The following is a 22629-nucleotide window of genomic DNA, read 5'->3' on the forward strand; positions in this document are numbered from 1 at the left end:
TCCCTACCCTCCTGCCGAGAGGAGGATGTCGACGCTCGACGGGATTGCTTCGAAACGAGCCAGAGAACTCGCCCCTACGCCGCCGTCTCGCGCCCGGCGCGGCCATCGACGAGCACATCGATCTTTCCTGTCTCCACCCGGTAAAGCCAGCCGTGAATGCGCGGCAGCGGGCCGGCGGCGTGCATGTTGCGGATGAGCGCCAGGCTGCGCAGATGCTTGATCTGCAATTTCACATTTTCCGCGGTCAGCACTTCGAGCTTCTGTTCGCGCGAGAGCTTCTGCTCCTTGGCGATCTTGTCCGCTCTTTCCTTGGCGCCGCTCGCGATGCACAGCCAGTCGGCGATGTAATTCTCATGCACGCCGTCCTCGATCGCCGCAATGCCGCCGCAACGCGTATGGCCGCAGACGATGATGTCCTCGATCCTCAGATGCACCACGCCATATTCGATGATCGACGCGACATTGACGTCGTTGAAGGCGATGATGTTCGCCACGTTGCGATGCACGAACATCGTGCCGGGTTTGGAGCCCGTGATCACGTCTTCGCTCACGCGCGAATCGGAGCAGCCGATCCACAGCACTTTCGGCGTCTGCCGCTGGGCGATGGATTGGTAGTAGGAGGCGTGCGGCTCGAACTCGTCGGCCCTGAATTTCACGTTGCCGCTGAGCAGATGGTCGATCGTGTGTTTCGCCATGAACGCCCGCTTCCCTTCCCGCGACTGGCTACGCCGATTCGAGTGTCGAGCAAGGGGCGGACCAGATCAAGCCGCCTGCGCCGCCTCGACTTGCGCGGCGAGAAAATCCAGGGCCGCCTTCGGCGCGCGCTCGACAGGAAGCGCGATGAAGTGGTTTGTCGCGACGATCAGCAGCCAGACGCGATCGCCGGGCCAGACGGCCTTGATCGACTTCCAGGGCAGGAGCGGCGCAGCGCCGCCGGCGTCGATCACGACGCCCTCGTCGAAAAGCCGCGCGCTGGAGAGATGGCCGCGCGCCTGTTCGACCTTTTCGCGCATCATACGCTGCTGCATGCGCCAGCCCGCGCCGACGAAGATGGCGAGAAGCGCCGCCGCGCCGAAGAAGAGCAGCGCAGCGTCCTCGGCATCCCCCGAATAAGCGAGCCCGACGCAGGAAAGGACAAGGAGCGCAAGCGGCAGAACGGCCCCCAGCGGCTTTTCGAGAAAAAGCGCGCGCCAAACGAAGGCGTTGACGGCGGCGCGCATGTCGGCGTCGTCAAAACGGATGGAAAAGGAAAATCGCTCGCGCATCTGCGGCTCCCTGGCGGACAGCCGACCAGATATAAGCGCGCCAACTCCGTTCGAAAGGGCTCAGGCGAAGTCCTTGTTGAGGCCCTTGGCCGCCTCGATCAGCGTCTTCACGCTGTTGACCGACTTGTCGAACATGGCCTGCTCGGCCGCGTCGAGCTTGATTTCCATCACCCTCTCGACGCCATTTGCGCCGATGATGGTCGGCACGCCGACATAGAGCCCCTTCACGCCATATTCGCCGTCGAGATAGGCGGCGCAAGGAAGCACGCGGCGCTTGTCCTTCAGATAGCTCTCGGCCATGTCGATGGCGGAGGCGGCCGGCGCGTAATAGGCGGAGCCGGTCTTGAGCAGACCGACAATCTCGCCGCCGCCCTTGCGGGTGCGTTCGACGATCGCGTCGATGCGCGCCTGGGTGGTCCAGCCCATGGCGATGAGATCGGGCAGCGGGACGCCGCCCACGGTCGAGTAACGCACGGAAGGAACCATGTCGTCGCCATGGCCGCCGAGCACGAAGGCGGAAACGTCTTCGACGGAGACCTTGAACTCCTCGGAGAGGAAATAACGGAAGCGGGCGGAATCGAGCACGCCGGCCATGCCGACGACGCGATTCGCGGGCAGGCCCGACGCTTTCTGCAGCGCCCAAACCATCACGTCGAGCGGATTGGTGATGCAGATGACGAAGGCGCCCGGCGCATATTGCTTGACGCCGGCCCCGACCTTGGCGACGACGCCCAGATTGACCGAGAGGAGATCGTCGCGGCTCATGCCCGGCTGGCGCGGCACGCCGGCGGTGACGATCACGACGTCCGCCCCCGCGATGGCGGCGTAGTCGGAGGCGCCGGAGAGCGTCGCGTCGAAACCGGAGACGGGGGAGGATTGGGCGAGGTCGAGCGCCTTGCCCTGAGGAACGCCGTCAACGATGTCGAACAGAACGATATCGCCAAGTTCTTTCAGGCCGGCGAGGTGAGCGAGCGTTCCGCCGATATTGCCGGCGCCGACCAGAGCGATTTTCTTTCGCGACATAATGTATCTCGTGCTGGGATCCTCCTTGAAACTGCTAGCGCGGTTTCGCGCGAGATGGAAGACGCGTCGTCTGCTTTTTCGCGCTTGGAAAGCCTAGCAGGATCAGGGCGCGCGCCTTCGCGCCAAAACGCTCAAAACCGTGGCGCCGCCCATAGGCGCCTCAATGTCGCGCAAATGTTCGCAATTGTCGCAGGGGTTGCGCGCGCCGACGGCGCCTCCCACCTGCCTAGCCAGGCGACGCGCTGGCGTCTGGAGGGCCGAATATGGGAAAATTCACTTTATGCGCGCGTTTTGGCGTCCTGGCGCTCATTGCCGCGTCGGCCGCTTCGGCTGGCCCGGCGGCTGCGGGTGACCCCGACGAGGCCGCGCTGGCGCAGAATTTCGAGCAGGTGGACGTCTGGCATTACCCCGTCGACACAACCGTCCGATACAATAATCAGGACGCGGTCGTGACGCGGGAGCTCGTCTTTCTGCCGAAGCCGCCCAAGGGCGAACTCTGCTATGTCCGCTTCGACCTCGTCAAGGGAGAGGGCGATTATGGCTACGGCTTCAGGCCGGGGACGCGGCCGCAGGAAGGCGAGAGCCCCGTATGGGGCACGAATGTCCTCAAGCGCGGCGACATTCTCAATCAGAATTACTCGGCGCTGAAGCTCAACGTCGTCTATTTTTTCGTCGACGGCCCGAAATCCCCCGCGGCCAAGGAAATCTGCGCCCAAAAACAATCCGCTCCGATCCCCGAAGCCGGCGCGGCCTACCGGGGGCCCTGGGCCGAACTCGTGACGAAAGCCAAGGCGATCCACGGCTGGCCGGCGCAAAAGTGAGGATTTCCGGCCGTACGACGGAAATTTGACCGACAATGCATATCCCGGCTGGACAGGGGGGCGGGCATTTGATATTCGCTCCCCCGTTCCGAGGGCGCTACGGCGTCCGCCGGACGGGCGCATAGCTCAGTTGGTAGAGCAGCTGACTCTTAATCAGCGGGTCCAAGGTTCGAGCCCTTGTGCGCCCACCAATAAAATCAAGGACGTAGCGACGAGATGGCGGGGTCTTGGACCCCTGCCGGGCGTTTCGCGTCGCCACGGTGAGAGAAATCATTCGGCGGAGCGATTTTCCAGAACTGGAGCCGAAACGCGATTGACGGCTACGCCTTCTTCCAGATCCCGAAGCCGCTCTAACGGAATGCCGGCGCGTCGACGCCGAACCATTTCGTCCTTATTTGTTCGTAATGAAGCCTTGGATCGTAGATGGGGACATCGAGATTCAAGCTGCGCGCCGTGAGCCCGCCGACGGCGCTTAGCGCTTCATAAGAAGCGACGACGACGTCGCGCTGCGCCACGACTATCGCGACGCGTGCGTTCAGAAGGCTTTGTTGCGCGTTCAGGACATCAAGCGTCGTACGTTTTCCCGTCCTCGCCTCGTCTCGCACGCCGATCAGCGCAGTCTCCGCCGCCATTTCGGTTGCCCGCCCGGAAATCAACGACGCTTTCGCCGCTTCCAGCATCCCGTAGCTTGATACGACACTGGCTCTCACGCTGTCGCGCTGGACGTCCGCGTTCAAACGCTCCTGCCCCAGTCGCTCCTTGGCCTGGCGGATCGATGAATATTCGCCTCCACCCTGATAGAGAGGCACGTTAAGCTGGCCAATCACGGCGGCGGCAAATTGGCGTGAGCCCGGAATTCCCATGATAGAATCGTGCTGGTTGACGATCTGCGCGCTAACGGACAGTGTTGGAGAGAGGACGCTTTCCGCCTTCTTGGCCGCCTGCTCAGCCGCGTCCACCTGATATAGAGCCGCCGCCACGCCTGGATTCTCGGCAAGCGCCACGGCGACTGCTTCGTTTAAGAGCCTTGGGAGCAAGGATTCGACTGAGCGCGCGGGTTCGAGACGCCGCGGCTCGTCCCCTATGATCTGGCGATAGGCGGCGACGCTTGTCTTGATTTGCGCCTGCGCGGCGTATAACGCCGATCGCGCCTGCGCCAATGACGCCTGAGCTTGCGCCACGTCGGTCTCGGTTACTGCGCCCACGTCAAACCGATCGGCGGTCACTCTGAGCTGCTGCTCCAGAACCGATATATTGTTCATACGCAGCTTCATTATCGCGGAATCGCGCAGAACGTTCATATAGGCTGCCGCGCTTTTTTGAAGGACCGCCTGTTCCGTGAGGCGCAATCTCGCGCGCGCGGCGAGAACGCTCGATTCCGCCTGCCTGAAGGCGCTTTCGGTGTGGCCGCCGTCGAAGATGGTCTGGGAAACGGCGAGCGTCGCTCCACGGGGATAGCTGATAAATTCGTCGGTGAAAAACTGACGTTGCCCCGTTATTGCAGAACGACCGGCAAGGATTTTCGCCGCGCCGGTCTGCGCGCCCGCAATGGCCTGGAAACTGGCCTTGGGTCGGAGACCCGCGAGCGCTTTCGGCGCCTCTTCATCTTGCGCGCGAACGCTCGCCCGGTTTTGGTTCAGATCGGGATTGCCGACATAGGCGCGCGCCAAAGCCGATAAGAGACTTTCTGCGTGAGCCGCCGGGACATCAAAGGCGAGGACAAAACCGCCGAGGAGAACGGCGGACAGGAATGGGCGCCTTGCTGAAACATTCGTGCGCGCGGTTCCCGGCCTGTTTTTCACGACGGCTTCTATTTGCCTCACCGATCGAAAAGGAGATCGAGATTGGCCTGAAATAGCGCGCCGATATCGAGGGGCTGTGACCTGTCGAGCAGGCCGTTATGCACAATGCCGTACCAAACCGGCGCAATCAGCAATTCGGGATGGCTCGCCAGCGTATCGGATTTCAACTCTCCGTCTTTCTTCGCCAATCTCACCAAATGACGAAGCTGGTTCAGGAGAGGGTCGAACATTTCACGACGGTAGATTTCAACGAGCACCGGGAATCGCACGCCCTCCGTGAGAACGAGCCGCGCAAGCGCCGCGCGGCCCTGCCGCTCGACCGCTTCCATCGCAGGCGACATCGTACGCCTGAGGAAAGCGCCCACTGTTTCGCCCGGCGCCCGATTGGCGACGTTCACATCGACGACCGCGCTGGCGATCTCCTGCCGGACAACAGCTTCGAACAATGCTTCCTTCGTCGGGAAATATCGGTAGGGCGTGCCCTTTGCGACGCCCGCGCGCCGCGCGACCGCTTCCATGGTCGTGCTTGCAAATCCCCTTTCGAGAAACGCCCCGAGCGCGGCGGAGACGATCATGTGGCGGGTCTGCGTCGTCTTCTCGACGCTCGGGCTTCTCTTGCGCTGCTGAATTTTTGGCGCTTCGCTTCGCTGTTGACGGGTCGCCGCCACTGTTGTTCTCCGTCTCTTGACATGAGATGACTAAACGGTCATTTTTATAAAATCAAGTGGCCTGGCGGCGCGACTGGCGGCGCCCCTCATCGTCGCCAAAGGAAGAAATTGCCGCCGCGCCGCGAACATTGGCTTTTCTCGATCCAGGCGTTTATCGCCGGCGTCCTCTCGCTGGCGATCGCCTTCTGGCAGGATTTGCCGCGGCCCTATTGGGCGCTTGCGACGGTGTACATCGCGTCGCAGCCGCTGATGGGGGCGACGTTTTCGAAGTCGTTCTACCGGGCGATCGGGACGTTGGCCGGCGCCGCAATGGCGGTTCTGCTCATTCCAAATCTCGTTAACGCGCCGCCGGTTCTCGTGCTCGCTGTCGCCTTCTGGTCCGGACTCTGCCTGTATCTGTCGGTCCTGGACCGCACGCCGCGCGGATACGCCTTCATGCTCGCGGGCTATACGACCGCGATCATCGGCTTCCCCGCCGTCGACGCGCCGGGCGAAATCTTCGACCTCGCGCTCGCGCGAACCGAGGAGATCCTTGTCGGGATCTTCTGCGCCGCATTGACGTCGAGCCTTCTTTTCCCGCGCAGCGTCGGGCCGGCCGTGGCGGAACGCGCGATGCTTTGGCTGGCGGACGCGAGGATTGCGGCGTTCGACGCATTGCGCGAGACAGATGCAAGCCTGAGAGAGGCGCATTGGGTGCGACTCGCTGGCGACACGACGAAAATCGAAGCGCTCGCGGAGCATCTACCCTTCGAGCCGGCGGCGGACCGCGTGTCCCTCCCCCTGGTTCAAAGCCTTGTCCCGCGCATGCTCATGACATTGGCGGCGATCTCGGCGATCAGAGACCTGACATACGAGCTTCAGGGGCTCGGCGGACCGTCGCCCCGGATGGCGTCTTTGCTGGCGCGCGTCGAGAGCGCGCTCACGAGTTCGAGCGGCGCAAGCGCTGCAGCGAGATGCACAATAGAGGCTTACATAACGGCTTTGGGCGACGTGAAGTCGTGGGGCGAACTCGTCGAGTTGAACCTTGCCATTCGCCTGCGCGACCTTGCCGCGCTCTTTGCGGACAATAGCGCCCTGGTCGGAGCCCTCGCCTCAGACAGGCAAGGCGCCAATATCCCGCTCGTCTTTCCGATCGACGTCGACGCATCGCGCATTCGCCACGACGAACATGCGCGCGCGCTCATCGCCGCCGCTACGCTCTCGTCAACGCTCATCTTGTGCTGCGCCTTCTGGATTCTCACAAGCTGGCCTGACGGGGCCGCCGCCGCGATGATGGCGGCGGTCGCCGGCAGTCTCTTCGCGACGCAGGATGATCCCGTGCCGTCCATCCGGAAATTCGGGGTCTGGAGCGCGGTCGCCGTCGCCATTGCCGGCGTCTATCTCTTCGTTATCCTGCCCAAGGCGCATAGCTTCGAGACTCTCGCTCTCGCTCTTGCGCCGACAATGCTCGTCTTCGGACTGCTGATCGCGGAACCGAAGACATTCGTGATCGGCGTCGCCCTCGGCATTCTCATGCCTACGACCCTGGCGCTGCAAGGCGCTTATGAGGTAAACGCGCAAGCCTTTCTGAATACCGGCCTCGCAATGGTCACGGGCATGGCGATGGCGGCCGCGACGACGGCCGTGTTGCGCGTGATCGACGCCGAATGGCGTCTCGCTCAGTTCATTCGAGCGAATAACCGCAGCCTCGCGGAAGTCGCCGATATAAGAGGCCGGCGCAACGACGCCTATCTGCTGGCGCTGATGTTCGACAGGCTGTCGACGGTCGCGCCCATCGTTCAATCCGCTGATGAAGATATGCCCGACGCCATGCGACAATTGCGGGCGGGGCTGAACATGGTGGAAGCCCGCAGGGCGCGCGCGGGTCTGTCGACTCAAGCGCGCCGGCGGCTCGATGCGGCCCTGTTACGACTGCGAAAGAGCTACCGCCGGCATGCGCCCCTCGACCAGCGCGAACTTGGATCGCTTAATCGCGCCATTCGAGCCCTGAGTCCCAATGATCCTGCGGACAGGACGGCGCTACTCGCGCTTTTGGGTCTGCGCCGGTGCCTCTTCCCCGAAGCGGAGCCCCTGCAAATCGCCAGTTCAGGAGGCGTCCCGTGAATCCGGAAATAAGCTTTTTCGGGCTCTATGCGCCAAGCCTTCTGGTATGCGCGCCCATCGCTTACATCCTCGCATCCCTCGTGAGAAGGATGTTGGGCGCTTTGGGAATTTATAGATATCTGTGGCATCAAAGCTTGGCTGCTCTGGCCATCTTCGTCTGCCTCCTCGGCGCACTCTTGCACATTCTTTCGGAGGCATCGTTTTGAAGGCGGCGATCGCAAAACTAATCGGGTTTCTCTTCACCACGGCTTTGACCGCGGCGGCGATCTTCGTTGGTTGGCGCCTCTGGGCCTATTATGAAGAGGAGCCATGGACGCGCGACGGCCGCGTTCGCGCGGAGGTCGTCGCCGTCGCGCCTGACGTCTCCGGGCTTGTGAGCGAAGTGCTGGTTCACGACAATCAGCGCGTTCGAAAAGGCGACATTCTCTTCCGCATAGACCGGAAGCGTTTCGAGCTTGCATTGCGCCAGGCGGAGGCGACCGTCGCCAACCGCATCGCGGCGCTGGAGGTCGCGTCACAGGACTTCAAGCGCTACCGCACGCTCGACGCCAAGAATAACATCGCCGTTTCAAAACAGCAGCTCGAAAACGTCACCGGCCAGCAGGCTCAGGCGCAGGCCGTCTATGAACAGGCGCTTGCGGAGCGCGATCTCGCCCGCCTCAATCTCGAGCGCTCGGAGGTGCGCGCCTCCGTGAATGGCCCCATGACGAATTTCGAACTGCGGCCAGGAAGCTATGTGACCGCCGGCAAGGCGATCGCGGCGCTTGTCGATGAGGATAGCCTTCATGTGGACGGCTATTTTGAAGAAACCAAGCTTCCGATGATCCGTGTGGGCGATCGCGCCGCCGTGCATCTGATGGGCGAGCGGCGGGCGCTCTTCGGCCATGTCGAGGGAATTGCGGCCGGCATCGAGGACCGCGACAGAAGCAGCGGCGTCAATCTCTTGGCTAATGTGAACCCTACCTTCAACTGGGTGCGGCTCGCTCAGCGCGTTCCGGTCCGCATCGCGCTCGATCGGCCGCCCCCGGATGTCCCGCTCGTGGCGGGCCGGACAGCGACGGTCGTCATCGGGCCGGACAAGGAAGGAAACGCAACCTTCTCGTTTTTCTCCCGCGCAGGATCCGCACGCCAGTAACGTCCTGATTACAGATGCAGGGCCGCCTTCAGCCAGCATTTTGTATCACGCTTCAAACCGGAATCGCCCGATTCTGAGACGATAAGACACACTCCCGGGCGGGCGCATCAGTAGCGGCGAGCGGCGATTTTAACGCTTGCCGAACGCAAGCTTATAAGCGATATATGTTCTGTATATATAACGATGAGACGGCCTCGATGTAGATCGACCGGCTTTTCTCATGTCCCCGGAAATATAAATATAAAGAGGGTTTCCATGGCCGAGACGAATCTGGAAATGAATGTGGACGTCGTACAAACAGGGGTCGCCCCCCATTTTGAGAACGAAAAGGCTTCCGATCCTGTCGCTGAAGGGGTCGCAATCGGCGGCGGCTCGGTTCTGATCCATGTGCGGTTCAGACCCGACGGGACGGTGTGGGAAATCTCCGCCTGCCCGCCGGATGTCTCCAAAGACGCCTGGTTCAAAAAGCTTTGCGCGCGAGCGAGCGACCGCTTTCAGGCGCGGGCCGGCGGGCGCGGCATGTTTCGCCTGACCGCCGAGCAATTGGATGCGTTGAAAGCTCAGTCGCATTGATTAAACGGCGGCGGCCATTGCGGCCGCCGCCGCTCGAGACGCCGACATAGATGTCTCCGTCGCATTTTACGCAGGCTGGAGCCCGTCGAACATCGCTGCAGCTTCCGCAGCGTCAAAATCGGGGATCGCCGCGGGCGCCAATGGATCGGCGCCCCGGAGCCAGGCGTCGATGACGCCCTGAGAGTCGATCGCGATTTTCAGGCCCCGCGTCAGTTCATACAGCCCCCAAGCCAATCGGGCCTGACGCAGGCCGTTCATCATGGCGTTCTGCACGAGGCTACGCACGACGAGATGCGGCGTCGAGACCGGCGCGTCCTCACCGCCGCCGTCAGCGGCCGAAATACAAGCTTGCCGGTCAAGCGCGGCATGGCCTCGACAGGCGAGCGGCCGCAAACGATAGGCCAGGCAAAGATCGTTCTCGATAAAAGGACAGTAGCGCCTGGCGGCCATCCGGTCGGCTTCATCGAGGTCCCCGACGGTCAGCGCCGTATCGGCGATGCGCTGGGAGAGCATGACGCCGCGCGCTTCGAAGGCTTTCGCATTGACCTCCACGAAACGCGCCAGAACGAAAATTTCCGGAGCGGTCGCGACCACGCGCAGCCGGCAGCAGGCCGCGCATTCTCCCTTACAGGCGATCTGCGGCGCGCCCTCCGCCTGGATGGCCGCATTTTTCTCGAAAAGATCGAACGCCTGCGCACAAAGCGCGGCGACGAGATCGAACTGGCCGCGGCGCGTCGCGATTGTCGCGCCGAAGGCCCGGGTCGTTTCCCGGAAGAAGGAAGCAGGTCCAGAGCGGTCGTTCATTTTCAGTCTCTTTCGGCCGCCTCCCAACGTCCTATCAGAACTTATACCCGATTTTCGCGACGACGGTGCGCGGCGCGCCAGGGAAATAAATGCCTGAACTGGACGTCTGTTGATAGTAGCCATTGCTGATCTGGCCGATATAGGCCGTGTTGAACACGTTCATCACCGACAGACTTGCGTTGAAGACGCCGAAGGCGACCTTGCGCTCATAGCCGAAATTGAGATCGAGCGTCGCATAACCGGAAATCGGCTGATAGCCCGTCGTATCGCCCGAGCGCGAGCTGACGACGTGAACGATGGGCGTGAAGACGAAGCCCATGAAACGAACATTGGCGCCGGCGGTGGAGATCCAGTAAGGCACGTCCGGAAGCTGGCGCCCGGCGACACGGTTATTGAGCAACGTCAGAAGCGGCGCGGTCGCCAAAGTTTGCAGATTTTGCAGGAAGAGCGAGCGCTGATAGCCGATCGTCCCGAAGAGATCGATCCCTTCGACCGGGGTGATCTGCCCCATCCCCTGAAAGCCGAAATTCTCGCTTTGACCGTTGTTCTGGCCGTAGGCGACGCCGATGCCGGGATCGTAAACAACCGATTTGTTGTAGTTCCTCGAATAATAAATCGTCGGCGCCAGGAAGCCGTTTCCAGCCCAGCTGGCGAAGGACCATCTCGCGCCGGCGTCGACCATCGCGGCGGTTTCCGGCCGCAAGGATTGCCATACCTGGTTCGCGGAAATGCCGTTCCTCTGGAAGGTCGCGACATTTTGCTGATAAGCCGGCCATACGTCGAATGACGGCCCGCCATATCCGCCGCCGGCGCTGACCCTCAGTTGCAGGTCCTTGTTGACGTCATAGGCCAGCGCGCCGAACGGAAGGACAGTGCCGATCGTGAAGCTGTTGACGCTGCGGGAAGGGATGACGCTCGGCGAGAGAGCCAGCGCCATATTGTAGGGAAACGCGCCGAGGCCGGTGGCGGTCATCTCGTTGATTCCGGCGAATGTCTCCCAATTGTAGCGAATCCCCGCCGTCGCATGGAGCGCGCCGAAATCGCGGCTGGCGGTCCCGTAGACGGAATTATTGACGTGCGGGCTGGTCTGGGACGCAAGGATCGCCCAGTTCGGATTGGTCATTCCCCCGAGAACGTTCGGCGCGGACATCTGCCACGCCGTCGGCGGGCCGGGGAGGTTCTGCACGCCGAACCAATGACCGACAGTCAGATCGGTTTCGAGGATTCGAGATTTGATCTCACTGGTGACGCCATAACTGTCATGGTGGATGAGCCAGTTGCGAACCATCCCGTTCGCCATGCCGTCCAGATAATTTCCGTCCTCACGGAAATAATAGGGTTTGACGACGACGCGGGCCACATCGCCGACTTTCACCGTGAATTCGCCGAGCGCCGTCCAGCTGTCGAACGATTGCGTGTTGTAATTGTAATAGTTGACAGCGAGCGACGGAATCGCGCTCGAGATCGGCAAGAAGTTGTAATAGCGATACGCGCTGAGGTTCTGCACCTGACTATAATTGAGGCCGGCATATGTATTCGCATTGTAGCTGCTTTTGGCGACGAAAAGCTTGGCTTCAAGAAAGTCCGTCGGGTTCGTCTGGATGCCGACGGCGAAACCCGATTTGCCTTGCGGCGCCATTCCAGGGCCGCGCCATTGGTGGGCGTCCGTCCAGGACCCCGATAGAAAGACCTTGGTCGTGCCGTTCAGGAAGGCGCCGGAATCGATGCGCGCGAATGTGCGCAGGAAGCTCGCTGAACCAGCCGATTGGGAAATCTCCGCTCCGAATTTATCGGAGCCCCATCTGAGGCGCGTGTCGATGACGCCGGGAAGCGTGAAATAGCTATTGACGTTCGCCGGCACGGGTCCCTGATAGAGATCGATCGACGAAAAATTCTCTTGATCGATCATCATTGTGGAGCCGGGGCCGGGATTGATGCCGTTTATCGGCAATCCATCCACGAGCGTGATGCTGTTGCCGTGCTGGCTCACCTCGCCGCGAATACGAATGCCCTTGAAGCCGCCAGGAAGATTCGCCAAGCCATATGGATCGATGGCCGGCGCGTCGACCGAAGGTAGAAAACCGACCGCGCGGAGCGGATTCGTTCCGCCCAAGCCGGTCGCGAGTTGAGCGCCGCGCGGATCGACTCGATAGGTCGTGGAAGGAGAGTCGGGCGCGACGCCGCCGATCGGACTGACGAGCTTTGTCTGCTGCGGAATGGACGCGGCCTCCGAGCCAGACGCCGCCCTTACCGGAACCGAACGCGCGGCGCGGCCGTCGGCGCCAGATCGTCCGCCACCCGCATTTGCGCCGCGCGCCCCGATCTCGATCGCCGGGAGCGGGGTCTGCGCCAGCGCGTCATGCGCGAGCAGAATGAGCAGCGGAATGGAAACGCCGACCCTCAAAGCCGACTGTCTTTTCGTCTTGCTGACTTGCGTGGCGCGGTACATGGCCGGATCCCCCAATGCCTGCTCACATCGATATGTATCGATATTATACAACCGATTCACAGAAGAGGCGGCAAGAAGATAAATACATCAAGTATTCATTAGAGCGTCAGCGTTGCAATTCTGCCACGATTTGTTCGTCGCGCAGGCAAAGCGGCCAATCGATGGGCGCCGGCAGGGTTACGCCGTAGAGCTTTTCAATCATCTCCGTCGTTATGACGCTCCGCGCCGGAGCGTCGGCGATGACGCGCGCGTCTTTAAGAACAGCGGCGCGGTTCGCAATCTGGAGCGCATGTTCGGGATGGTGCGTGCTGAAAAGAATGCCGCGTCCGTCATCGGCGAGATGTCTCAACAATCGAAGGACTCGTATCTGGAAGCCGAAATCGAGACCCGTCAAAGGTTCATCGAGCACAAGAAATTGCGCTTCCTGCGCGATCGCGCGCGCCAGCAGCACGAGTTGTCGCTCACCGCCGGATATCTCGGTATAGGGGCGCGACAGCAATGGCGTCAGGCCGAGCTGTGCGGCGACGTCATGCGCCACGCGACGGTCCTTCGCATTCGGTTCGACAAAGATCCCGTTGTGTGGAAGCCTGCCGAGCAGAATGACGTCCGCGACCAGATATGGGAAAGGCGTGACATGCCCTTGCGGAACGTAAGCGATCTGACGCGCGAGCTCACGACGTCCGAGATTGGCGATGTCGCTTTCGTTGAGAGCGATGCAACCTCCATCCGGCTTCATCAACCCGAGAAGGATGCGAAACAAGGTGCTTTTGCCGGCGCCGTTCGGCCCGAGCAGCGCGACCGTCTCCCCCTGCGAAATCGACAGGCCGACGCCGTCGAGAATCCGTCGCTCCCCTCTCGAGAAAGTAATATCTCGCGCCGTGAGGTTCGCCTTCGTCGCTTCCCTCATACCCAGCCTCGCCGCGCATGCCGCAGGACGAGCACGAAGGCTGGAACGCCAAGCAGTTCGGTGACGACGCCGATCGGCGCCTCCGCATAGGCGATATTGCGGGAGAGGCAGTCCGCGAGAATGAGGAAGGTCGCGCCGAGCAGCGCGCTCGCGGGGATGAGCCTTCGATTGAGAGGCCCGATCATGAGCCGCGCAATATGCGGGACAACGAGCCCGATCCAGCCGATCATGCCCGCGAGCGCGACGGAGAGGGACGAGATGAGCGTCGCGAGGCCGATGACGCCGTAGCGCAGCGCATGAACCGGAACGCCAAGAGAGGCGGCTTCATCGTCGCCCATGGTCATCGCGTCGAGAGCGCGTCCGAAAAGGGAGAGCAGCGTCACGCCGGCGAGTATCGGCGCGGCGGCGTAAGCGACTTGCGCAAGCTCCAGCCCGCCCAGGCTGCCCATCAGCCAATAGACGATCGTCGGAAGACGATCCGCCGGATCGGCGGCGTATTTCACGATTGAAAGGAGCGCGTTGAAGAACGCGCCCGATATCATGCCGCCGAGCACGAGCACGATGATGGAGGGCGCGCCGTAAAGATTGGCGATCAGGACGCCAGTCGCGACCGCCGCCACGCCCATTCCAAAAGCGGCGAACTGCACGACGAACCAGTTTCCCGAGACGAGAATGCCGAGCGCCGCGCCGAAACTCGCGCCGCCGAGCACGCCCAATATTCCTGGCGACACGAGAGGATTGCGGAACACAGCTTGGAACGCGGCGCCCGACGCCGACAGCGCCGCGCCGATCAGCGCCGCCCCGAGCACGCGCGGCAGGCGGATCTCGACGATGAGATTGCGCAACAGATCGGCGCGCTCGGGCGGCAACTCGACGACGCCCAGCGCGGAACCGGCATAGGCGAGGATCTCGCCCGGCGGGAGCGGATAGCGGCCGACGCCGAGCGCAAAAAGCATCGCAGCGGCGAGAAGCGGCGGCAAGAGGTAAAGCCTGCTCACGTCAATTCTTGCCGAGAATGCGATCGACGTCCGCGTCGTCGATCTCGACGCCGAGGAAGAAGCTGTAGAATTTCTTTGTCTCAGCTTTCAAATCGAGGGGAAAACGGTTCGGATAAAACAAATTGGCGAGCCACTGTATGCCTAATGCGCGCATATAGCTCGGGGGCCGGTCGAGCCAATTGAAAGGTTCATGCGGGATGTAGAAGACCTTCCCGTCCTTCGCCGCGGGGACGTTGCGCCAAAAGGGGTTCGTCATGACCCTCCCCGCGAAGCTCCTGTCCTGCGCCAATATGATTTCCGGCCTGAAGGCGACGATTTGCTCCAGCGCGATTTTCTCCATTCCCATATGGTTGGCTTGACCGCAGTGATAGACATTGTCGCCGCCGGCGAGAACGATCGGTTCCGCATGGAAGCTCTTGTCGCAATCCGTCGCGAGACCATCTGGGCTTTCCGCGTAATAGACACGCAACTTCTCGGCGGCGGGGATGTCGCCGACGGCGCGCTTCACCCCCGCCTGCGCGTCCTCGACATAGGCGGCCAGAGCTTCAGCCTTTTCCTTCTTGCCGAAAAGATCGCCCAGGAAGCGAAATGTCGCCGGATAGTCGGCGAGCGTGTCGAGTTTCACGAAGACGACGGGCAGGCCCATCTTCGAGAAGCTCGACTCCGCCTTGGCGCTGTCCACGAAGCGATCGAGCCAGGCGATGACGACGTCCGGATGGCGGCTCATGACTTCTTCGGGATTGAGCGTGCGCCCGAAACCAGCCTGGCTTCCGAGAGCCGGCAGATTCGCTGCTTCCTTGCGGAGGTAGGATTTCTCGCCGACCAGATAGGGCGTGTTGAGCCCGATCATCATTTCCGGAGCGAGCGCGTAAATCATCAAGGTTGCAGGCGGCGACGAGCCGTAGACGCGCGCGATTTTGTCCGGGATCGCGACATGGCGGCCCGCCATGTCGACGATCTCGCGCGCGGATGCGAGACAAGGCGTCGCAAAAGACAGGATCGCCAGCAGGAGGCGCGCGAAACGGTTCATAGAGCTGCCTGCCTTTCCGGCGCTTGCGTGACGAAGGGTCGAATATGTTCGGCGAAATCGTCGAGCGCGCCGAGATTTCGGTCTTCGTCGAGCGACGCCGGTTTGAGAATGACGGAACGAAACCCGGTTCGCTCTTGCAGGAAGGCGATTTTGTCGCGCACCTCGTCGAAACTGCCGATCAATGAGCGTTCGATCAATCCGCTCGGATCGAAGACCGGCCCTTTTTCACCGCGCGCCAGAAAGATTCCCTGCATCCGTTCGGAAAAGCGATGAATGAAAGGAACGGCCTGCGCGAGCGCTTTGTCTCTTGTCCGCGCCGCGAAATAGAAGCGCGCCAGAATGAGCCTGGGATCGGCCTCCGGCCCTCCGGCCTCACGATAGGCTTCCACGGCCTGAACGATGCGCTCGATCGGAAAAGGCGAGCCGCCCATGATGCCGAATCCCCTCCGCGCCGCATAGGCGACGGCGTCGGGCGTGGCGGTTGCGACATAGGTCGGAACCGGAGATTGAAGCGGTCTTGGCGCGATCGACACATGGTCGCACGCATAATAATTCCCTTGAAAACTGACGGTCTCTTCGTTGAGGAGGCGATCGATCAGCTCGAGCGCTTCAACGGTCATGGCGCGGGAATCCTTCTCCTCGACGTCGAAATGCTTGTTCTGGAGCGCGAAGGGACCGCCTTTGGCGACCCCGAAATCGAAACGCCCGCCCGAAAGCACATCGACCGTCGCAACATCCTCGGCGACCTGAATCGGATTGCGGAAGGCAAGGAGCGCGGCCGCGGAGCCAAGACGGATTCGAGAGGTGACGCCCGCCAGATAGCCGATCAGCGGAAAGATGGACGGACTCGCCGCATCCGGGTCGAAGTGATGCTCCGCGACCCAGGCCTCGTCGAAACCCAGCGCCTCGGCGCGGCGAATGAGCTTGGATTGCGCGGAATAAGCGCGCGCAAAATCGGCGTCGGGGTTCTCGTAGGTGCAGAAGACGCCGAATTTCATGCTCTGTCTCTTGGGACGAAGACTTCCACGCCAGACAGCCTCGGGCATCTGGATATATAAGTTACAAATATAGCGCTATATGAGGCAGGCCGGCCGCCGCAAGTAAAAAGGAATGGCGAGATCTGCGGCTTTTTGCGCATCGTTGGCGCGGCCCATCCTAATTCGGGCGCTCGCATCCCTCGAAGGACGCGCTTTGATTATGCCACCAGGCGGAAAGCGCATTCACATGCGCGTCGACGAATTCCGACAGTTCGCCGGCGAAGCGGTCCCAATCTTCGGCCAGCGGCGGAGGAACGGCCGTAATCACCGGTATGTCGGCCATCATCGCCGCGCGGAAAGCATCGCATAATCCGCTGCGGGCGGCTTCGAGCTTGCCGAATTTGCTGAGGACGACCACGTCGACCCCTTGCGCGATCGCCTCCTCGATCATGCCGCAGGCCAAAGCGAGGCCATTTGGGTCGAGATTGCAGGCCTCCGATCCTCCGCCAAGTTTCTGCGAGATGGAATAAGTTTCGCCGGAGCTGAGATCCCGAACGCTGAGGCTTTTGCACCGTCCCTCTTCCGCGCAACGGGAAATTTCCACGACCCCCGCGACCCGAAGGCCCTGATCGCGCAGTTGCTGCGCAAAGGCGTAGAGGGTGTTTTGGATCAGCGGGCTCGAGGCGCCTTGAACGGCTGCGATGCGTTTGACTGCGAGTTTCATCGAGGCCTCCAACATTCAATGCAGCGACAATTGCGTCATGGCTGGCGCATGACGGCCAAGCGTTCTCTCGATCGCTTCGACGACCGCCGAGGCGACCGCCCGGCCGCGCTCGTCCGTGCCGGTCCAGCAGGCCTGCCGCCCGCGCGTATCGATCTCGACGAGCTTCACGCCGCCCGGCGTCGGCGTTCCGTCGCGGGCGACGCCTCTCAGATAGCCGTCCATCGGAGCGCGAACGGGGGAGCCCTCCAGATAACCGATCACGAAGCCGCGAAAGACCAATGCGCCAATATCGAGCGGCGTGCGCCAGACGCCCTGCCGGTTCGCATAGACGAAGCGCTCCTTGCCGGCTCCGCCGAGCGGCCGCGCGACGCCGTCGGCGAGCCGCGTCTCGCCCGACGCCACCAGATCGCCGGTGCGATCCGGATGCGTTTCGATGGCGATGTCGCAGTTTTCGTGCGCGGCGAATTTCGGTCCGACGCCGACGGCCAGCCGCGCGAGCCGGCGCAAATCGGGCGTCACCCGGTGCTTCTGCATGCGCGCGTCCACAACGACCGTCGGCGTTCTGAGCGTTATCAGGTCCGTTAGCTGGCGGTGGGTGACGACGACCCGGCCGGAAGCCATGAGCGTCTGGACGATATCGACCGCGGTTTCGGCGCGCTCGCCGACGATCCCGTCGACCTCGGCTCGATCGTCATACAGCGCGTCGTGAAATGACATGCCGCGTCGGATAACGGGCGGAAAGGGGTCGTGACTCATCACGACCCGAAAACGCTCCCATGAGAGACGAACCGCCACGGCCGACGCGATTTCATTCGTGCCGAGAATGATCGCATATGGCCCAGCGCGGTCGGAGAGAAAGGCGTTCGGGCAGAAGTCGTCCATGCTGAGACCCCCTTTCAAATCAGGTCTGAGCAAAGGCCGGGCCAAAATGGGCGTCGCTATATTCTTATGTTATATATCCATATCCTCGGCCGGCTGAGGCTTCTCGAACGGTCGGCTAACGCACAATGACGTCGAAAGCGCGCAAAATTGTGGGGAACCAAACAGGACGGGAGCCGCCGCGGCGCCGGCCGCTTTTTGTCCTATAGGCCCCTTCGCGTTTGGCGTTGGGCGGCGGAACAGGAAATAAAAACCGCCTGACGCCTGGAAAACCCGGCGACGGGCGCGACGCGGCTCCAAATCAAAAGATCGCGCGTCGAAGCGAAAATCTCAAAATCGATATGTATTCAATTTTTATTTCGATTGATAGACATTAACAACTCTTCAAAAATCACCCAAAATAGGCTGACACATATCCAGCATATTTTTCAGATCTAGGTCAATTCGTGATAATTCTCTAAGCAAATCGGCCGATTGATATTTTGGTATTGATCAATTGATGCTTTAAAATCATTCATCGACCTTCCGATACGGGCGGCTGCAACCACGAGCAATCGCGCAGCCCGGCGAGGCGAACAGGGATTTGCGACCATGGCTTTGATCAAGGAAACGGATTTCGGCACGCCGGCGTCGCGGTCGGAAACCCTCGTCACGCTGACGATCGACGGCAAGAGCGTCACGGTTCCCGAGGGCACGTCGATCATGCGCGCCGCGATGGAGATCGGCGTCGAGATCCCGAAGCTCTGCGCGACGGACATGGTCAAATCCTTCGGCTCCTGCCGGCTATGCGTCATCGAGATCGAAGGCCGCAACGGCGCGCCCGCCTCCTGCACGACGCCCGTCGCGCCGGGAATTTCGGTGAAGACGCTCACCCCGCGCGTCGACGCCATCCGGCGTGGGATCATGGAGCTTTATATCTCGGATCATCCGCTCGACTGCCTCACCTGCGCGGCGAATGGCGATTGCGAGCTGCAATCCATGGCCGGCGCGGTGGGCCTGCGCGAGGTGCGCTACGGCTATGACGGGAAGAACCATGTCTTCGCCCGCAATGACGGCAAGCCCAACGAAGAGTGGCTGCCGAAGGATCAGAGCAATCCTTACTTCACCTACGACCCCTCCAAATGCATCGTCTGCAATCGTTGCGTGCGCGCCTGTTCGGAAGTGCAGGGGCAGTTCGCGCTGACGATCGAGGGGCGCGGCTTCGACAGCCGCGTTTCGCCCGGCGTCCATGAAGCTTTCATGGAGTCGGAATGCGTTTCCTGCGGCGCCTGCGTGCAGGCCTGCCCGACGGCGACGCTCGTCGAAAACTCCGTCATCGCCATCGGCCAGCCCGAACATTCCGACGTGACGACCTGCGCCTATTGCGGCGTCGGCTGCGCTTTCAAGGCGGAGATGCGCGGCGAGGAGATCGTGCGCATGGTTCCCTGGAAGGACGGCAAGGCCAATCACGGCCATAGCTGCATCAAGGGCCGCTTCGCCTATGGCTATGCGCTGCATCGGGACCGCGTGCTCTCGCCCATGATCCGCGAGAAGGTCACCGACCCGTGGCGCGAGGTGAGCTGGGAGGAGGCGATCTCCTACGCGGCGTCGCGTTTCAAGGCCATTCAGGAAAAATACGGCCGCCTCGCGGTCGGCGGCATCACCTCCTCGCGCTGCACCTGCGAGGAAACCTATCTGATGCAGAAGATCATCCGCAGCGGCTTCGGCAACAATAATGTCGACACTTGCGCGCGCGTCTGCCATTCGCCGACAGGCTACGGGCTGAGCCAGGCTTTCGGCACGTCGGCCGGCACGCAGGACTTCGACTCGGTGGAGGGCGCCGACGTCATCCTCATCATCGGCTGCAATCCGACCGACGCGCATCCGGTCGTCGGTTCGCAGATCAAGAAACGGCTGCGCGAGGGCGCGAAGCTCATCGTCGTCGATCCGCGCCGCACGGAGATGGTGCGCACGCCCTATATCGAGGCGGCGTTCCATCTGCCGCTGAAGCCGGGAACCAATGTCGCGATCGTCACGGCGCTGGCGCATGTCATCGTCACGGAAGGCCTCGTCAACGAGGAGTTCGTCCAGACGCGCTGCGAGTGGGACGAATATCAGGACTGGGCGGCCTTCGTTTCCGAAGAACGCAACAGCCCCGAGGCGGTGGAGCAATATACGGGCGTTCCGGCGCATCTCGTGCGCGGCGCGGCGCGGCTCTACGCCACCGGCGGCAACGCCACGATCTATTACGGCCTCGGCGTCACCGAGCATAGCCAGGGCTCGACCACCGTCATGGCCATCGCCAATCTGGCCATGGCGACCGGCAATCTCGGCCGCAAGGGCGTGGGCGTCAATCCGCTGCGCGGACAGAACAATGTGCAGGGCTCCTGCGACATGGGCTCCTTCCCCCATGAATATCCAGGCTATCGCCACGTCTCCAACGATGACACGCGCGAACTCTTCGAAAAGGCCTGGGGCGTCGATCTCGATCCCGAGCCGGGCCTGCGCATCCCGAACATGTTCGACGCGGCGGTCGAAGGGCGTTTCAAGGGCCTCTATGTGCAGGGCGAGGACATTCTGCAATCCGATCCCGACATCAAGCACGTCTCGGCCGGCCTCGGCGCATTGGATTGCCTCATCGTGCAGGACCTCTTCCTCAACGAGACGGCCAATTACGCCCATGTGTTCCTGCCGGGCGCGAGCTTCCTCGAAAAGGACGGCGTCTTCATCAACGCCGAGCGCCGCGTGCAGCGCGTGCGCAAGGTGATGAGTCCCAAGGCCGGCTATGCCGACTGGCAGGCGACGCAGATGCTCGCCAACGCCATGGGCTGCGACTGGGACTATAAGCATCCGAGCGAGATCTGGGCGGAGATGGCGAGCCTGACGCCGCCTTTCGCGGGCATCTCTTACGAGAAGCTGGACGAGGTTGGCTCCGTGCAATGGCCCTGCAACGACGCCACGCCGGAAGGCATGCCGATCATGCATATTGACGGCTTCGCGCGCGGCAAGGGCAAATTCGTCATCACCGAATATGTGCCGACCGACGAGCGCACCGGCCCGCGCTTCCCGCTGCTGCTGACGACGGGACGCATCCTGTCGCAATACAATGTCGGCGCGCAGACGCGTCGCACCGAGAACAGCCAGTGGCATCCGGAAGACGTGCTGGAAATCCATCCGCATGACGCGGAGCTGCGCGGCGTGCGCGACGGCGACTGGGTGCGCGTGCAAAGCCGCGCCGGCGAGACGACGCTGCACGCGAAGATCACCGACCGCGTGGCGCCGGGCGTCGTCTACACGACGTTCCACCATCCGCTCTGCCAGACCAATGTCGTGACGACGGACAATTCCGACTGGGCGACCAACTGCCCCGAATACAAAGTCACCGCCGTGCAGGTCTCGCCCTCCAACGGCCCGACCGAATGGCAGGAGCGCTATCGCGCCATGGCCGAGAACAGCCGCAGGATCGAAGCCCCGGCGCCGCCGGCGGAGTGAGCGTCGTCGGACGTCGCAGGAACCGCGGCTGTTGAGGAGGATGAAAATGACCGTTGCGCCGTCACATGAGCAATTCTTTCTGGCGTCCGGCCATCTCGCAGACGCGGACCCCGCCGCGGCGGAGCGACTTGTCCGCGCGCGCGAAATCGCGGGCTATGCCACGCCCGGCGCCGCCGTCGCCTATCGGCGCTGGAGCCTCAAGGACTATCTCGACCACGAATCCGGAAAACGCGCCATTACGCCAGACGACGCCCGGCGCTATGCGAAGGGCTACCGCGTCAGCGCGAGGTGGATTTTGATGGGGGCGTGATCCGATGGTTGGCGGCCGCGAATCGGCGAGCGCCTCGCCAGGCCCCCTACTTCGCAGCGGCCGCGCCGCGTCGGGCCGATGCGGCCTCGGCGAGCGCCGTCACAACGCGGCTGACGCCCGTCTGGATTTCTTGCGAGGCGATGAAACCGTCCTCGTCGACGGCGTCCCTCGGAACGGGAATGTCCCGGCATGCGGCTTCGACGATGTCGGCGCCAGCTCGACCGAGCACGATGCGCAATGCCGCATAAGCGTCGTGGGAACCGCCATGCGGCGAGGGGTTGATCCAGCCGACGGGAAGGCGGTAGATGCAGCTTCCTCCAACCGTCCAATCCAGCAGATTCTTGAAGCTGCCCGGCAGCGAACCTGCATATTCCGGAGTCGAGAACAAAATCGCGTCGGCGCTTCGAAGCTGTGCGCGCATCTCCGCGACGGCCTCTGGAAGAAGATCGTTGTCGTCATCGGGGTTGAAATGGGGGAGAGAGCCCAGTTGCCGGTAGATGACGGCGCATATGCCGGCCGGAACAAGTTTGGCGGCCGTCGCGACGACCGCGCCATTGACCGATCTGGCGCGTAAGCTTCCGCTGATGAGAACAAGCGTGGCGGAACGGTCTTCAGATGGCGATGCTTCCGGCAAGATGATCTCCGTGCCCCCTCGTCCGAACTTATTACCATAATGGCTCGACCCTCGGC

Annotated in this window: 21 protein-coding genes and 1 tRNA gene; 8 read left to right on the forward strand and 14 right to left on the reverse strand. The window is 62.2% G+C overall.

Annotated elements, in window-relative coordinates:
- Window positions 1–74 precede the first annotated feature (74 nt).
- The 3 genes from MMG94_RS07505 to mdh form a co-directional block, all read right to left on the reverse strand.
- Window positions 75–695 (reverse strand): carbonic anhydrase, encoded by a 621-nt coding sequence (locus MMG94_RS07505; protein WP_016920293.1) that lies wholly within the window; start codon window positions 693–695, stop codon window positions 75–77.
- A gap of 66 nt (window positions 696–761) precedes the next feature.
- On the reverse strand, window positions 762–1265 hold the full coding sequence (locus tag MMG94_RS07510) for a YcxB family protein (RefSeq protein ID WP_016920294.1): 504 nt from the start codon (window positions 1263–1265) through the stop codon (window positions 762–764).
- Between the two features lie 60 nt (window positions 1266–1325).
- Entirely contained in the window at window positions 1326–2288 is a 963-nt protein-coding gene (mdh, locus tag MMG94_RS07515) for a malate dehydrogenase (protein WP_016920295.1), read from the reverse strand.
- Window positions 2289–2551: 263 nt separating this feature from the next.
- Between mdh and MMG94_RS07520 the strand changes: the two genes are divergently transcribed.
- Together MMG94_RS07520 and MMG94_RS07525 are read left to right on the forward strand one after the other, a co-directional pair.
- A complete protein-coding gene (locus MMG94_RS07520; RefSeq protein ID WP_016920298.1) occupies window positions 2552–3109 on the forward strand; it encodes a hypothetical protein in 558 nt (185 codons plus the stop codon).
- Window positions 3110–3224: 115 nt separating this feature from the next.
- A tRNA-Lys gene (locus MMG94_RS07525) sits at window positions 3225–3300 on the forward strand.
- 159 nt (window positions 3301–3459) lie between these two features.
- Here the strand turns inward: MMG94_RS07525 and MMG94_RS07530 are convergent.
- Both MMG94_RS07530 and MMG94_RS07535 read right to left on the reverse strand, forming a co-directional pair.
- A complete protein-coding gene (locus tag MMG94_RS07530) occupies window positions 3460–4932 on the reverse strand; it encodes a TolC family outer membrane protein (RefSeq protein ID WP_341870810.1) in 1473 nt (490 codons plus the stop codon).
- Window positions 4929–5579 (reverse strand): TetR/AcrR family transcriptional regulator, encoded by a 651-nt coding sequence (locus MMG94_RS07535; RefSeq protein ID WP_016920300.1) that lies wholly within the window; start codon window positions 5577–5579, stop codon window positions 4929–4931. The genes MMG94_RS07530 and MMG94_RS07535 overlap by 4 nt, the downstream gene beginning before the upstream one ends.
- A gap of 108 nt (window positions 5580–5687) precedes the next feature.
- Between MMG94_RS07535 and MMG94_RS07540 the strand changes: the two genes are divergently transcribed.
- The 4 genes from MMG94_RS07540 to MMG94_RS07550 all read left to right on the forward strand — a co-directional run bounded on the left by MMG94_RS07540 (window position 5688) and on the right by MMG94_RS07550 (window position 9390).
- Entirely contained in the window at window positions 5688–7682 is a 1995-nt protein-coding gene (locus MMG94_RS07540) for an FUSC family protein (protein ID WP_016920301.1), read from the forward strand.
- Window positions 7679–7888, forward strand: a complete 210-nt coding sequence (locus MMG94_RS22110; RefSeq protein ID WP_016920302.1) for a DUF1656 domain-containing protein — start codon at window positions 7679–7681, stop codon at window positions 7886–7888. Before MMG94_RS07540 ends, MMG94_RS22110 begins: the two co-directional genes overlap by 4 nt.
- The gene (locus tag MMG94_RS07545) at window positions 7885–8817 is read left to right on the forward strand and encodes an efflux RND transporter periplasmic adaptor subunit (RefSeq protein WP_016920303.1); all 933 of its coding nucleotides are present in this window, start codon (window positions 7885–7887) and stop codon (window positions 8815–8817) included. Before MMG94_RS22110 ends, MMG94_RS07545 begins: the two co-directional genes overlap by 4 nt.
- 255 nt (window positions 8818–9072) lie before the next feature.
- A complete protein-coding gene (locus tag MMG94_RS07550) occupies window positions 9073–9390 on the forward strand; it encodes a hypothetical protein (protein WP_016920304.1) in 318 nt (105 codons plus the stop codon).
- Window positions 9391–9456: 66 nt separating this feature from the next.
- Here MMG94_RS07550 and MMG94_RS07555 read toward each other — a convergent pair whose 3' ends face one another.
- From MMG94_RS07555 to MMG94_RS07590, 8 genes are all read right to left on the reverse strand, one after another.
- Complete coding sequence (locus MMG94_RS07555) at window positions 9457–10194, reverse strand: YkgJ family cysteine cluster protein (RefSeq protein WP_016920305.1); 738 nt, start codon at window positions 10192–10194, stop codon at window positions 9457–9459.
- Window positions 10195–10228: 34 nt separating this feature from the next.
- Window positions 10229–12643, reverse strand: a complete 2415-nt coding sequence (locus MMG94_RS07560) for a TonB-dependent receptor (RefSeq protein ID WP_016920306.1) — start codon at window positions 12641–12643, stop codon at window positions 10229–10231.
- A gap of 106 nt (window positions 12644–12749) precedes the next feature.
- Window positions 12750–13550 (reverse strand): ABC transporter ATP-binding protein, encoded by an 801-nt coding sequence (locus tag MMG94_RS07565; protein ID WP_016920307.1) that lies wholly within the window; start codon window positions 13548–13550, stop codon window positions 12750–12752.
- Entirely contained in the window at window positions 13547–14548 is a 1002-nt protein-coding gene (locus MMG94_RS07570; protein ID WP_016920308.1) for a FecCD family ABC transporter permease, read from the reverse strand. The genes MMG94_RS07565 and MMG94_RS07570 overlap by 4 nt, the downstream gene beginning before the upstream one ends.
- A 1-nt stretch (window position 14549) precedes the next feature.
- A complete protein-coding gene (locus tag MMG94_RS07575) occupies window positions 14550–15578 on the reverse strand; it encodes an ABC transporter substrate-binding protein (protein WP_016920309.1) in 1029 nt (342 codons plus the stop codon).
- Window positions 15575–16576, reverse strand: coding sequence for an LLM class flavin-dependent oxidoreductase (locus MMG94_RS07580; RefSeq protein ID WP_016920310.1), 1002 nt, complete (start codon window positions 16574–16576; stop codon window positions 15575–15577). Before MMG94_RS07580 ends, MMG94_RS07575 begins: the two co-directional genes overlap by 4 nt.
- A 157-nt stretch (window positions 16577–16733) precedes the next feature.
- Window positions 16734–17279, reverse strand: coding sequence for a DUF2478 domain-containing protein (locus MMG94_RS07585; RefSeq protein WP_157212442.1), 546 nt, complete (start codon window positions 17277–17279; stop codon window positions 16734–16736).
- 15 nt (window positions 17280–17294) lie between these two features.
- Window positions 17295–18161: a hypothetical protein gene (locus MMG94_RS07590; protein WP_020372450.1), complete on the reverse strand. Its 867-nt coding sequence runs from the start codon at window positions 18159–18161 to the stop codon at window positions 17295–17297.
- 588 nt (window positions 18162–18749) lie between these two features.
- Between MMG94_RS07590 and fdhF the strand changes: the two genes are divergently transcribed.
- Window positions 18750–21629, forward strand: coding sequence for a formate dehydrogenase subunit alpha (gene fdhF / locus MMG94_RS07595; protein ID WP_016920314.1), 2880 nt, complete (start codon window positions 18750–18752; stop codon window positions 21627–21629).
- A gap of 46 nt (window positions 21630–21675) precedes the next feature.
- Window positions 21676–21939, forward strand: a complete 264-nt coding sequence (locus MMG94_RS07600) for a hypothetical protein (protein WP_154419947.1) — start codon at window positions 21676–21678, stop codon at window positions 21937–21939.
- Window positions 21940–21985: 46 nt separating this feature from the next.
- Here the strand turns inward: MMG94_RS07600 and MMG94_RS07605 are convergent, their stop codons facing one another.
- A complete protein-coding gene (locus MMG94_RS07605) occupies window positions 21986–22573 on the reverse strand; it encodes an NADPH-dependent FMN reductase (protein WP_016920316.1) in 588 nt (195 codons plus the stop codon).
- Between the last annotated feature and the right edge of the window lie 56 nt (window positions 22574–22629).

This window comes from Methylocystis parvus OBBP (assembly GCF_027571405.1).
GTDB lineage: Bacteria > Pseudomonadota > Alphaproteobacteria > Rhizobiales > Beijerinckiaceae > Methylocystis > Methylocystis parva.

Bases quoted from the DNA above. Each gene is read 5' to 3' on its own strand.
- MMG94_RS07505 (WP_016920293.1), bottom strand. From the start codon at position 695: ATGGCGAAACACACGATCGACCATCTGCTCAGCGGCAACGTGAAATTC.
- MMG94_RS07510 (WP_016920294.1), bottom strand. From the start codon at position 1,265: ATGCGCGAGCGATTTTCCTTTTCCATCCGTTTTGACGACGCCGACATG.
- mdh (WP_016920295.1), bottom strand. From the start codon at position 2,288: ATGTCGCGAAAGAAAATCGCTCTGGTCGGCGCCGGCAATATCGGCGGA.
- MMG94_RS07520 (WP_016920298.1), top strand. From the start codon at position 2,552: ATGGGAAAATTCACTTTATGCGCGCGTTTTGGCGTCCTGGCGCTCATT.
- MMG94_RS07550 (WP_016920304.1), top strand. From the start codon at position 9,073: ATGGCCGAGACGAATCTGGAAATGAATGTGGACGTCGTACAAACAGGG.
- MMG94_RS07555 (WP_016920305.1), bottom strand. From the start codon at position 10,194: ATGAACGACCGCTCTGGACCTGCTTCCTTCTTCCGGGAAACGACCCGG.
- MMG94_RS07560 (WP_016920306.1), bottom strand. From the start codon at position 12,643: ATGTACCGCGCCACGCAAGTCAGCAAGACGAAAAGACAGTCGGCTTTG.
- MMG94_RS07565 (WP_016920307.1), bottom strand. From the start codon at position 13,550: ATGAGGGAAGCGACGAAGGCGAACCTCACGGCGCGAGATATTACTTTC.
- MMG94_RS07575 (WP_016920309.1), bottom strand. From the start codon at position 15,578: ATGAACCGTTTCGCGCGCCTCCTGCTGGCGATCCTGTCTTTTGCGACG.
- MMG94_RS07580 (WP_016920310.1), bottom strand. From the start codon at position 16,576: ATGAAATTCGGCGTCTTCTGCACCTACGAGAACCCCGACGCCGATTTT.
- MMG94_RS07585 (WP_157212442.1), bottom strand. From the start codon at position 17,279: ATGAAACTCGCAGTCAAACGCATCGCAGCCGTTCAAGGCGCCTCGAGC.
- MMG94_RS07590 (WP_020372450.1), bottom strand. From the start codon at position 18,161: ATGGACGACTTCTGCCCGAACGCCTTTCTCTCCGACCGCGCTGGGCCA.
- fdhF (WP_016920314.1), top strand. From the start codon at position 18,750: ATGGCTTTGATCAAGGAAACGGATTTCGGCACGCCGGCGTCGCGGTCG.
- MMG94_RS07600 (WP_154419947.1), top strand. From the start codon at position 21,676: ATGACCGTTGCGCCGTCACATGAGCAATTCTTTCTGGCGTCCGGCCAT.